General features: G+C 31.0%; 11 protein-coding genes and 1 pseudogene. 2 read left to right on the top strand and 10 right to left on the bottom strand.

What is annotated here, in order from left to right:
* Positions 1-27: 27 nt before the first annotated feature.
* The 4 genes and pseudogenes from AC1Q8M_RS26740 to AC1Q8M_RS26725 form a co-directional block, all read right to left on the bottom strand.
* Entirely contained in the window at positions 28-735 is a 708-nt protein-coding gene (locus AC1Q8M_RS26740) for a hypothetical protein (protein ID WP_481748623.1), read from the bottom strand.
* Between the two features lie 59 nt (positions 736-794).
* Positions 795-1,139, bottom strand: coding sequence for a DUF4064 domain-containing protein (locus AC1Q8M_RS26735; protein WP_000831288.1), 345 nt, complete (start codon positions 1,137-1,139; stop codon positions 795-797).
* Positions 1,140-1,163: 24 nt separating this feature from the next.
* Positions 1,164-1,691 carry a DUF4352 domain-containing protein gene (locus tag AC1Q8M_RS26730; protein WP_492334230.1) on the bottom strand — a complete coding sequence of 176 codons (528 nt, stop codon included), beginning with the start codon at positions 1,689-1,691 and terminating at the stop codon, positions 1,164-1,166.
* 129 nt (positions 1,692-1,820) lie between these two features.
* Positions 1,821-2,255, bottom strand: a pseudogene (locus tag AC1Q8M_RS26725) (excalibur calcium-binding domain-containing protein); the annotation flags it as partial.
* 1,555 nt (positions 2,256-3,810) lie between these two features.
* On the opposite strand from AC1Q8M_RS26725, the gene AC1Q8M_RS26720 reads away from it, so the two are divergent.
* Positions 3,811-5,121 carry a hypothetical protein gene (locus tag AC1Q8M_RS26720; RefSeq protein ID WP_492334235.1) on the top strand — a complete coding sequence of 437 codons (1,311 nt, stop codon included), beginning with the start codon at positions 3,811-3,813 and terminating at the stop codon, positions 5,119-5,121.
* A gap of 574 nt (positions 5,122-5,695) precedes the next feature.
* Here the strand turns inward: AC1Q8M_RS26720 and AC1Q8M_RS26715 are convergent.
* Entirely contained in the window at positions 5,696-6,331 is a 636-nt protein-coding gene (locus AC1Q8M_RS26715) for a hypothetical protein (RefSeq protein WP_492334229.1), read from the bottom strand.
* Between the two features lie 468 nt (positions 6,332-6,799).
* Between AC1Q8M_RS26715 and AC1Q8M_RS26710 the strand changes: the two genes are divergently transcribed.
* Positions 6,800-6,964, top strand: a complete 165-nt coding sequence (locus AC1Q8M_RS26710; protein WP_000377658.1) for a hypothetical protein — start codon at positions 6,800-6,802, stop codon at positions 6,962-6,964.
* Positions 6,965-7,266: 302 nt separating this feature from the next.
* Here AC1Q8M_RS26710 and AC1Q8M_RS26705 read toward each other — a convergent pair whose 3' ends face one another.
* The 5 genes from AC1Q8M_RS26705 to AC1Q8M_RS26685 form a co-directional block, all read right to left on the bottom strand.
* Positions 7,267-7,929 (bottom strand): CPBP family intramembrane glutamic endopeptidase, encoded by a 663-nt coding sequence (locus tag AC1Q8M_RS26705; protein ID WP_492334228.1) that lies wholly within the window; start codon positions 7,927-7,929, stop codon positions 7,267-7,269.
* A gap of 286 nt (positions 7,930-8,215) precedes the next feature.
* Positions 8,216-8,896: a hypothetical protein gene (locus AC1Q8M_RS26700; protein WP_492334227.1), complete on the bottom strand. Its 681-nt coding sequence runs from the start codon at positions 8,894-8,896 to the stop codon at positions 8,216-8,218.
* 209 nt (positions 8,897-9,105) lie between these two features.
* Positions 9,106-9,741 (bottom strand): hypothetical protein, encoded by a 636-nt coding sequence (locus AC1Q8M_RS26695; RefSeq protein ID WP_492334226.1) that lies wholly within the window; start codon positions 9,739-9,741, stop codon positions 9,106-9,108.
* A gap of 303 nt (positions 9,742-10,044) precedes the next feature.
* Positions 10,045-10,338: an LCI fold-containing protein gene (locus AC1Q8M_RS26690; protein ID WP_000475232.1), complete on the bottom strand. Its 294-nt coding sequence runs from the start codon at positions 10,336-10,338 to the stop codon at positions 10,045-10,047.
* 452 nt (positions 10,339-10,790) lie between these two features.
* A complete protein-coding gene (locus AC1Q8M_RS26685) occupies positions 10,791-12,359 on the bottom strand; it encodes a tetratricopeptide repeat protein (protein WP_492334225.1) in 1,569 nt (522 codons plus the stop codon).
* Positions 12,360-12,782 lie beyond the last annotated feature (423 nt).

Raw genomic sequence — 12,782 nt, 5'->3', positions numbered from 1 at the left:
AATATGTATTAGAACAAAATCTATATTTTACTTAAAAGCATCCATTTGCACTTCTTCATAAATAAATCCAGCTTCTTTGGCTGTAATTCCAAATCGTTTAGCAGCTATTTCGGCTACCCGAGGATCATGTACTTCAGGGATGTAGTTTTCGTCATTGTTTGTGAGGATTCTGTATTGTTCTTTCATAAAATCAAATATAACCATGTAGTTCATTCCGTTGCTAGCAAATTTCTCTTTCTTTTGCGATGTGTATTTAGATACGTTATTGGGGGTGGCTTTATAAGTGCTATTAGCTAGTTCTATGTCATAATCACGTTTTGAATATTTTTCGAACTCGTTAATAACCAGCGTTTTATCAAAAATGTCCATAACAAATGTATCGTCATCGTATAGTAATTTAAGGTCCTTGTAACGACATGATCTATTCTCTCCACAATAAACATTATTAAAAGAACCCATAATTTGATCGAGCGTAGTGTACATGATTTGATATTTTTCCATTGTAGACAAATCAGAGAACTTCTCATCTACGATCGCTTGAATATTTACTGGTGTAGTATCGTCCTCCTTTTTATCAGCTTTATAATCGACTTTTTCAATATATGGTCCCAATGAACTATTTTCTAATTTTTCCTTAGTTTCATGTTCTACATATTTCATATTAGCTGAACAACCAGAAAATATCAGACATGTAGTAAACAGCAATCCCCAAAAAAATTCTTTCCTCATGCGCATCACCCCTAATTTCATTTATGCCAGAGAGTAAAATAAAAGCACTCTTTCGAGTGCCCATTTTAAGCAGATACAACAACTTTATCTTTACGGAAGATACCCATTAATCCGCCGATTAATAATAATACTCCTGGTAATAAGTAAATCAGAGATATACAGATAAAGCCTCCGATAGCAGCAACAGTCATCATGATACCGCCAACTTTCGCTTTACTTCTTACCATAACAGATCCAACGATTCCTAATATAGATAGAGCTACAGCGCCCCATCCTAAGCCAATAACAGTGTTTGCGCCATCAGCTTCTAAAGCAGATCCAAGTCCACCGATAAATAATGCGATAAATGCACATAGGATTCCAAAAATCCCACCAATAAGCCCTAATACAAATTCAGCTGTTCTTTTCATAGTTATAACTCCATTTCTAATTTATTATTGAAGATTTACTCGAATTTCTTTTTTAGATAAGAAATTTGGTTTGAAGATTAATTGAAGCTTAGGATCTCCTTGTTTTGATTCGAAAGCGATAGTTCCAGAAATTTTGCCGTTTGGTGCAAGTTTCCCGGAATTCAACACAGTATCTTGGTTAACTGTAGTAAATGCTTGATCTACAATATTCCCTTCACTGTTTTGTAAGCTAAAATCGAAAGGATTATAACTTATTTCTTCCTTCCCACTATTTTCTATAGTTACCTTAGCGATTAAAAATTCATGTCCCTCTTTAGGTTTATCAAATTCTCCACCTTGAGACTTTTCAATATTTGTGACAGTTAACTTGTGGTCTCCAAGTTGAATCATTTCACCAATTTTAAATTCTTTCTTCTCTTCTTTCTTTTCAGCTAGTTGTTCAGTTTTAGTATCATTTGATACCTTTTTTGCAGTTTCTTCAGTTTCACCACATGCAGCTAAACTAAAAGCAAGTGCCCCAGTTATAGCGATTGTACCCAATTTCTTATACATTTTGTTTCCTCCAATTATGTAAAATGTAAGATTTCTGAAACCATCATAACAGAAACGGTTACAACTATTTTGTCATATTTCGTCGAACGAAAAATAAAAAAGCACTCATAAGAGTGCTTATCTATAAATCTAATGTTTTTTACTAGATTTTTTATGTCCTTTATTTCGTTCACAAGTTACACCATTGCCATCACGATCTAAATGCGAGGCATAAGCTGGGCTATCTGGAGCTATATCATAGTAACCGGCATTATTTGCATCTGTACAGTTTGCAAAGTGAACTTTCTCTTGTTTAGGTGCAGCTTGTTGCTGAGGTGCTGTATTAGCTGCAGCTTTTTGTTGTTCCTGTTCTTTTGCTCGAGCTGCTTCTTGTTGTTTCTTTTGTTCTTCTTGTTGTCTTTGAGCCTCTTCTTGTTTGCGTTGTTCTTCCAATTGCTTTTGTTCTTCAGCCTTTTTCTGTTCTTCCAATTGCTTTTGTTCTTGGGCCTTTTTCTGTTCTTCTAACTTCTTTTGTTCCTCATCTTGTTTGTCTTCTTCTATTTTCTTTTGTTTCTCTTCTTTTTTTGCTACTTTGTGTTTGTTTAAGAACTTTTTAATCAAATCCACTCCCGAAAAAATAATAGTTGATGCTACAATAAATCCAGCAGCAACTAGGGTACTATTAGAACTTGATCCTATTGAAAATATAGTTGTTCCAAGAACAATTAATATTCCAAATATAAAGAGGGCTAAGCTGAAATACTCCCATCGTTCAATTCTTTTCAAATTAGTATCTCTTTTTAATGCTAAAAAAATACAAATATACAATTTATAGATTAATAACAGAAAGAAACCCAATAATATTATATACACAAAGATTTTCGAAATTAAGTTTTCTAACTTAAATAAAACTATTATTTCTCCTAAATAATTTATTCCAATCGCTATAATCTTACTAAAACAAATTGCTACAATAGCCATAATTAAGAAAAAGCTTATCAATAGTAACAATTTACGTTTAGCATTTTTTGTGGATTTAAAATCCATAATTATTTGATTGATCCATATCAAGGACTCCTTAAAATACTCTTTTAAAAATACGAATCTTTCTTTCCCTTGATTAGAATAATTATTTATCTCTTTTTCATATTCAGGTAATTGATGAAGCATTTCAAAAAGTTTTTTTAAGTAGGTAATAACTTGTACAAAAGCAGCAATAAAAAAAAGAGTCAATAGATATCCTGCCATACTGGTGTTCCCTTGGCTTGCATTATTTAATATATTAGTTTTAGATGTCTTATATCCTAGAAAAATATTAAGCATAATGAATACGGGTGAGACTAGCAGCTCATTGATATCTCTATCACTTTTTTTTACAGGAAAAGAATAAACACCAGCTACTGATAGTCCAACAGATAAAATTAAAGCGTATATGTAGGAATATTCATCAGGAACATTATATTGAACAAAAAAGTGAAAAAGTATAAGATACAGACTATTTATTGATAGCCATACAGCTATATACAATTTTACTATGTAAAACATTAAACGTTTAAATGAATGAAATTTATTTTTTAAAGAAAAGATTAATCGCATGAGAATCATTGGAACATTCAAAGTTTTCGACGACAGATTCACAAAAAGCATAAGGGTATTCAAAATCATAAATATTATAAAAAATACAAACCAATTATTATATAAATTTTGGGTAAATAGAGATGCTACTAATGCCACAGAAAGGGATCCAATAGCAGAAAAAAATGTACTATATATACCATTGTAAAATTGCATAATGAATAATTCACGAATTCCTATTTGTTCTTTATTATAAATATTAATCTTGCTAGCAATTATCGCCGTGAATTCTAAAAATAGACAACAAATATTCCGTAATGCGTTTTTTATTTCCATTCCATCACTCTTCTCTCTATGTAAAATTCTTCCAAATTATAAGGAAAAACATTTATGTCTTTTCGAAATTATGCACTCCATAAGAACAATTATATACCAAAAATGCGATATGTCCGTTTGAGATTGTTTCATTTTTAAATTTGATTATATAGTTATTTGTGGAAAGGGAATCTTAAGTGTATATTTAAACTATATTTTAATGTTGAGAGAGGGAATTGTATTGGGATCAATGAAAGAAGATTATCAGTTGATTTATTTTAAAACAGAGATCGATAAGAGGAGTGAGGAATATTGGAATAAAGTAAAGGAAGAGGAAAATAAAATAAGAAGATGGAAAAGTATAGGTATATTTATTCTAGGACTATATATTTTGTATTTATTTTTTAAACCAATTAATCTTGGGGTTATTCAATCTAACATAGATAGAGGAACAATCTTTTTTGCTTGTATTGCAGGTGTGGCTTTGCAATTCCTTTTTTCAAAATTTATTATACATGAATTTGCCTTCAGAAAAGCAATGAAAAAGGTAGAGGCCTCAAATGGTACGAATGAAAATGATAATCCGCAGGGAAATAGGGTAGAGGCCTCAAATGGTACGAATGAAAATGATAATCCGCAGGGAAATAGGGTAGAGGCCTCAAATGGTACGAATGAAAATGACAATCCGCAGGGAAATAGGGATAAAAAATGGAATTTCGCATTTTTAATGAAATTTATATTTAAGTGGTTTTTTAATTTTGATCATACAATAGCTAGTTACTATAAAGACAAGATAGAGAAACAACTATTTTCCGAATCGAATTGTACATGTAAAGAAAATTTTAGATATTTAAGTAGAAAGAACCATAAATGTGTTTGTTGTTATGACTTAGTTAAATTTTCCAATAGTTATTTTATAGTATTTTCTAATTGGTTTAATGTACTATTTACCATGGCTTTAATGGCTATACTATTAATTATTATCCAATTCAAAGGTCATTTTTTAATGGCTGCTGAGTTCTTGATGATATCTCAATATGCTTTATTATCATATAGATTAGTAACACGTTCTTTAGAAATTGGACGAGCATTTTATGCGGATGTTGTTCGAGTAGATTGTAAAATTTTTTATTTTAACTCCAAATTTATTAACAGTAAGACAGAAAAAGATATGGAGGAATTATATCTCCATAAGTGGAAGAATTCATATATTAGGAAACCAACACGTATTTCTTTAGCTGTACATACTTTGTTTGAGTTAGTACTAATGTTTACAATGATGTATATGTTAACATTTATTGTATTTGAACCACATAACCAGAGTGTAATTTCGCAGTATATTACAAATAAGTATATGTATGAGTGTCTATTATACAGTCTCTCTGTCTCATTTTTTAATATATCTTTTATAAATTATGATCTTTTAATATGGAATATATTACATGTTTGGCAAGTGACAATGAGTATGGTACTGATTATCCTTTCAATTGCTGGATATCTTGGTGAAGAAGATGATGTGTATAGAAGGGAAAGTAATTTTTATGCTAGGGTTATTAAATAATAAAATTTTAAAAGCATCTTAAGAATAAGAAGAATGACCAGTATTCATGCCTCATAATCTTAGCCACCTTTAATTAAATTGTGTCGTTTTGTAAATAGTATAGCCTTAAAAAAGGTAGCGCAAAATTTGTATTTTTTAATGCTGCCTTTTGTAGGGTAGAAAAATAAATCGATATATTAAGGATATATAACAAAAATTATTGTAATAAATTTGAGATTAATGATGTTAGGATTGCTAGAGTAAAACGTATTAATTAATCCTAACAAATGCGTGCGTAATACCATTAAAATATACTAAACTATGCAGCAGTATCTATATTAAATGCAGAGGTAATCATTTTACTATATTTAAGGCCCTGTTATTTGGATAGCAGGGTCTTTGTTAATTATTTAAAAAGGAAAGCATTTATTGTAATTGGTACTTTTCAATGAAATGATACAAAAATGAAATTAGGGAGATTAAAAAAGACACCCAAAGGTGCCTTCCGACTTGAACCACTTTAATTTTAATGATATGTATTGGACTCTCATCCAAATATAATTTTACCATATTTATTATCTATTTTATTAAATTATTACTGGGCCTCTTGCTCACCTTTAGCTTTCATTTGTTTTTCATATACATATTTTGCTGTTGAAAAATCAGTAGGAAAATCACGTAGTGCCTTATTTATAATATTTAATTCTTCTTGCGACTTAATTTCAATGTTATTTAAATAGTCAAATGCTTTGGATTGTTTATTTGCAACATAATTTTGAGTAGAATAATCATCTGGGAAGTCTTTCTTAGCTTTTTCTTTAACCTTATTCATAGCTTCTGTTTTGTCGATGTTCTTTACTGGGTTCGCTAATGATCCAGTAGTTTGTTCCGGTTTAGGTACTTCTTTCTTTTCCGGTTGAGACTCCGGCTTTACGTCTTCTTTTTTAGGCTGTTCTTGTTCTTGCGGTTTAGGTGTTTCTTGACTCGGCTGTGTAGTTTGTTGAAGTGACCTAGTTTGCTCTTTTTCATAGGAGTCTACTTTAGATTTCAACTCTTTGATTTGTGTTTTTAATTCTTGTTGTTCATTAAAGTGTTTATCGATAACTTTATCCATATCTTTTTGTGAATACTTAGGTTTCATATCTTCTGATTTGGAATCCTTAAAAATAGATATGGAAGCAATGACAACAACTATTACAGCGATAGCTCCAATAATTAGTTTTTTGTTCATTTATGTTCCTCCTTAAATATAATATTATCATTATATAATAATTAAATAGTTTTAGGTGAAAAAAAAGACACCCTAAGGTGCCTTCCTCCGACTTGAACCATCTTAATTTTAATAATATGTATTGGACGCCAATCCAACTATTATTTTACCACGTTAAGTAATATTGTACATTGAGAAATTTAGTACACCTCTTTATTTAAACGCAAAAAGTCCTAGAGAGGCTAGGACTTTTTGACAGAATGAAAATGATTCAAAAAAGGACTTATACAACGTAACGTATGAATGTTCCATAAATGTATCGTAAAAGTGAACAAAATCTATATTCTATTTTTAACTCGATGTAATTTGAGATTATTCCAATGATATTTCCTCTAATAAAATTGTGTGATAGACTGTATGTAACTGTATATTGTGAGGGCGGGAGGTTGCTATCCTTTCTCTGATTCTAGAGAGAAAGGAGGTGACCGAATGGATTCTTTATTTAATTTATTGTATGACGCTGCTAAGGTATTTCTTACAGTATTTGCAACAGCTTATGCGAATGAGCTGGCGAAGAAGATTAGCAGTAAACGAAATAAAAGAACCGCCCCAAATGCCGGCAAGCGAAAGGGCGGTTCTAAACGCAAAAAATAAGTTTAAGCAACCGACCACCTTGCGGTAGCAGTTACTTGAAGAGATGTTAGCGCATCTCTTCTTTTTATTATATACACAAGGTATTACTGTAATACTATTACAATAATTATATCAAACGTGCATAAAAAATCAATGAGCACGTAATGGATATAATGTACAAAAGAAAAGACACCTAAAGGTGCCTCCCTCTGACTTGAACCACAGATTCAGACCGGACGGTTCGGTCTGAAATGGAGTTAAGATACTAACAAATTATTTTTCTTAGTATTCACCTGTAGCATACTCCCTCTTAATTCTTTTATTTAAAAATAGTAAATAGCAATCACTGCTAGTGAATTATTAATCATGTGCATTATAATTCCCACATATAAACGCCCGGTTAACTTATAAGTACAACCTAAACCAATTCCCAGAAGGAAATACGGAATTGCTTCTAAAGAAAGAAGACTAACATGTAAACCTGCAAAAATAGCTGAAGAAACAAATACACCTAACCAGGAATTTTTAAAAATTCCATGCTGTATAACACCACGATGGACAATTTCTTCACCAATGGGTGCTACCAGAGCAACAGAAAATGCGAAGACTAAAATTGGTAACGTTACTTGGCTTTCTAGTTCAACTTGATTGGATGACTGAAAACTTATAAAATCTGCTAGTAACAGCGGTAGGGATTTACATACTACAGTTAGTACTAGACCTAAAAGTAAGCTTTTTGGCAAACTCATCGTAAAATTATTTTGATTTGTAAAAGGCTCTTTAGATCTACGATAATAAAAATAAATTATTAGAACAAGTAACAAATCAATTGCGTCAAACGAAATGCTCATCCCGCTAAACTGTTCATCACTAATGAAATAAACTAGTGCGATAAATTGCTTTAAAATCATATAAAGCACAAAAATCCCTAACGATATTGCCGACATCTTATTGAATCGACATTGTTTTTTTAATATATCAAACACAAAAAAACCTCCTTGAAATAATTTTAATTCGTAGAACATGATAACAAAGCCTAACGTCTTTTGCACTACTTATATAATTAAAATATAATTTAAATATATCGAAATTATATAATATTGACTTGGAGATATTTAAATAAATGGTAATAGGGGTTACTATTTAGCACATCTACGGAAATAGTCGGGCTATTTTATACATAAAGAAAAGACACCCTAAGGTGCCTTTCTCCGACTTGAACCACTTTAATTTTAATAATATGTATTGGACGCCAATCCAAATATTATTTTATTACTTGCTACACATATTTACTTTTTCTTGGTACTTTACAATACTTTCTTTTATGGCCGGATTCTGTTCGGCATTCTTTAATTGTTCAAGAACATTTTTCGCGTCATCACAACTCATTTTTTCTCGTTCTTTATCCTCAAATGATTGTGCTTTCCTTTTTGCATACTCCAAACCTTCTCGTTCCTGGCGTTCTTCTTTTTCTTTAAGTTCTTTTTCAATCTTTTGCTCATTTTCCCATTCTTTTTGAACGTGTTCACATGTTATTCCAACTTCTGGCGAACCGCAAAGTTCAGGTTCTTCTTTCTTTTGTTGCTTCACTTCACGTTGCTTTTGCTCTTGTGCTGCTTGTTGTTTACGGGCTTGTTCCTGCTCTTGACGTTGTTGTTCTTCTCTTTCTTCTCTTTCTGCTTGTTCCTGCTTCGCTTTTTCTTCTGCCTGTCTTTGAGCTTCTGCTTCTTGTTTTGCTTTCTCTTCTTCCTCTTTTTTAACTTCTGCTTCTTGACGTTGCTGTTCTTCTTGCTTCGCCTTTTCTTCCGCCATCTTAGCTTTTTCTGCTTTTTTTTGTATTTTCTCTTCAGCTTTAGAGTCATTAGCTGTACTTGCGTTTTCGTTAGATGAGCATGCTGCCAATCCTATAATTAAAACGCAGCTTGTTAGTGCGAGTAATAGTTTATTGTTCATAATATGTATCCTCCGGTGTCTAAAATGTAAGATTACCTGAACTATGATAACAAACTATTAATCGTTATATCGTCATATTATGTCGAAAATGTACAAAAAAAGACACCCAAAGGTGCCTTCCGACTTGAACCACTTTAATTTTAATGATATGTATTGGACTCTCATCCAAATATAATTTTACCATATTTATTATCTATTTTATTAAATTATTACTGGGCCTCTTGCTCACCTTTAGCTTTCATTTGTTTTTCATATACATATTTTGCTGTTGAAAAATCAGTAGGAAAATCACGTAGTGCCTTATTTATAATATTTAATTCTTCTTGCGACTTAATTTCAATGTTATTTAAATAGTCAAATGCTTTGGATTGTTTATTTGCAACATAATTTTGAGTAGAATAATCATCTGGGAAGTCTTTCTTAGCTTTTTCTTTAACCTTATTCATAGCTTCTGTTTTGTCAATGTTCTTTACTGGATTCGCTAATGTTCCAGTAGTTTGTTCCGGTTTAGGTACTTCTTTCTTTTCCGGTTGAGACTCCGGCTTTACGTCTTCTTTTTTAGGCTGTTCTTGTTCTTGCGGTTTAGGTGTTTCTTGACTCGGCTGTGTAGTTTGTTGAAGTGACCTAGTTTGCTCTTTTTCATAGGAGTCTACTTTAGATTTCAACTTTTTGATTTGTGTTTTTAATTCTTGCTGTTCATTAAAGTGTTGATCGATAAGTTTATCCATATCTTTTTGTGAATACTTAGGTTTCATATCTTCTGACTTGGAATCTTTAAAAATAGCTACGGAAGCAATGATAGCTACTAGTACCGCGATAATTCCAATGATTAGTTTTTTGTTCATTTATGTTCCTCCTAAAATACAGTAATATTATTATATAACAATTAAACAGTTATAGGTAGAAAAAAAGACACCCCAAGGTGCCTTCCTGGGACTTGAACCATCTTAATTTTGAAAAATAGCATTGAAGGAATTTCTTTATTTATAACTATATTAGGGATGTTAATAATGGTATTTTATAGTGATATGAAAAAATTAATTATTAATGAATTTAAAATAAAAAGAAGACCGAACTAGAATAACAATCTAGTTCGGTCTTCTTTTTATTTGTTTACTTGTTTACTTGGAAAACTTAATTAAAGTTTCTTAATTATTACTTGTTCGCCATCCTTCATAATGTCCTGTCCATGAATTTTTACTTACTTCAGTTGCTCCTTTTAAATACCAAGTCACTCCATCCCACTCTTTTACAGTAGGTATTTCCCCTTTTGATTTGTAACCAGGAAAGTCTTGTTTTTCTTTTTTCTTAACAAAACTTTTTTTATTATCAATCGTTTTTAATTTTACACCTGTATCAGTAGGTGTTTCCGCAAATACTCCTCCAGCACCAGATAACATAATTCCAGTTGCTAATGTTCCAATTATTACTTTCTTGAACATGAAAAATCCCCCTTTTTTGGAATGAATATTACATAAATAACAATACCATATTATTTGTATTTTCTAACATTTGAATTTATTTATAAATATTTAATTGAATATTCAAACTATACAATTAATGTGAAAAGATTTAAAAATAATTAGTTCTATTAGTAGTGAATCTCAAGTCAATGATTGGAAGAAAACTAAATTATTTATGGAGTAAGAAGCATAGAACCCAAACTTTTTTTGTGAATTTATATTCAAAAGTTTACTTTCAAATTAGAAAAGGCTAGTCCCTCGATACCCTTTTTGGAAATAAAGAAAAGACACCCTAAGGTGCCTTCCGCCGACTTGAACCACTTTAATTTTATAACAGCGGTTTAATAAGATGCACATTAATGTGATAAATCCACAGTTTTCCACTCAAAAAAGATTTTGGTTATTTTTATAAATAGATTTAATTAATTTTTCTATTCCTCTCTTTCTGCCGCCACTTCGTCTAAGCTTGCTCTTAAGCTGTTAATAATTGGGTCAAGTTTAGAGCCATACTGTGGTTCTAAACTTATGGCCATGGTAAAATCTTTTATTGCCTCTTCAAGCAAACCTCTATTTTGGAATATATTTCCGCGATTATAATAAGCCTTTGCATAATCAGATTTCAATTCTATTGCTTTTGTAAAATCTCTCATTGCTTCTTCTAAATTTCCCTTATTTCGAAAGCCAATTCCGCGATTATTATAAGCCTCTGCATAATCTGGTTTCAATTCTATTACTTTTGTAAAATCCCTTATTGCCTCTTCTAAATTTCCCTTATCTTGAAAGCCAATTCCGCGATTATAATAAGCCACTGCATAATCTGGTTTCAATTCTATTGCTTTTGTATAATCTCTTATTGCTTCTTCTAGGATTCCCTTATGTTTAAAGATATTTCCGCGATTATTATAGGGCTTTGCATAATCTGGTTCTAATCCTATGGCCATGGTATAATCCCTTATTGCCTCTTCTAAATTTCCCTTATCTTGAAACGCAATTCCGCGATTATAATAAGCCACTGCGTAATCTGGTTTCAATTCTATTGCTTTTGTAAAATCCCTTATTGCCTCTTCAAGCATTCCCTTACTTTGAAAGGTATTTCCGCGATTATTGTAGGATTTTGTATAATCTGGTTTCAATTCTATTGCTTTTGTATAATCTCTCATTGCTTCTTCAAGCATTCCCTTACTTTGAAAGATAATTCCGCGATTATTATAGGCCAATACATAATCCGGTTTCAATTCTATTGCTGTTGTGTAATCTCTTATTGCTTCTTCTGGATTTTCCATAATATTAAAAACCATTCCACGATAAGCAAAAGTAATAGGGTCGTTTGGATTTAGGATAATAGATTTTCCAAAGTCGTCCAAGGCTTCAATTGGTTTGTTATTATTCCTATAAATATTACCACGCATAGCGTATGCTCTTGATAAAATTAATGAATCCCTCTCATTTTCAATAATATCTGTCAGTACATTTATCTTTTCTTCAATCTCATCAAGTTGATTGATTTGTTCAAATTTTATCTTCCAATCCTCTTGTTGATTGACCGTTTCTGTCAGCCTTTTGTTTTCTACACTAATTCCCTCTATTTTCTGATTATTTTTTGATAAACTAAACAAAACAAGTCCTAAACTGGCAATTGTTAAAGCATTACTTATTGAAGATGAGCTTATTTCAAGAGAGAGAAGGATATTAAACTGTATCATCTTTTCCCTTAAGAATTCATGGATAAATTTCAATTGGAGGATTTGAGGGACTGTTATCGAAAATAATATTCCTAAAAATAACATTAGGCCATTTTTTTTAGAAAGCATTTCATATAAGGTAAAAAACAATCCTGAAAAAGCGAACGAAATTAAAAATGAAACATTATTAAATGCTCCAATAAATGCAAATGGAATCAAAACAAAGAAGGATAAAGCTACATAGAAAATGAAAGAATTAGATGAGTCATCATTCTTTTTAAAAAATTTCTTATCACTCAAAATAGTAAATAGTTTCAAAAGTATTAATCTCCTTATTTTCTAGACATGTAAAAAGTTCATATCATGTGATATATTAATTTGCCAAACCTGAAAAGCTCTCTCAATCTCAAGAGTGAAAGATGAATTCATCGGGTACAAGTTTTATATCATCTACTGTAATTTCGATATTATCACCCCATCTAAACATAAAAGAATATTATTAGATTACTTAAATTGATAATATCAAAAAAACGACATAATATGCCTAATAATTTTACAATTCCTGTTGTTTTTTGGTAAATGATGTTGGCTTGGAGGAAAGTTCAATTAAAATCGTGCAACAAATATTGATTTTACAATGGAAGAAACCCATCCATTGTAAATGTAGAAATGGCAGAAAATCAAGGTTAATTAGAATTCGTTGAAATTTTAACAAGAACAAAAGATCAATTACGTTTGGGA

The organism is Bacillus sp. GW823-FHT06A10, assembly GCF_058795375.1.
Note: the sequence above shows the minus strand (reverse complement) of the source record. Positions and strands in the feature narration are given on the sequence as shown.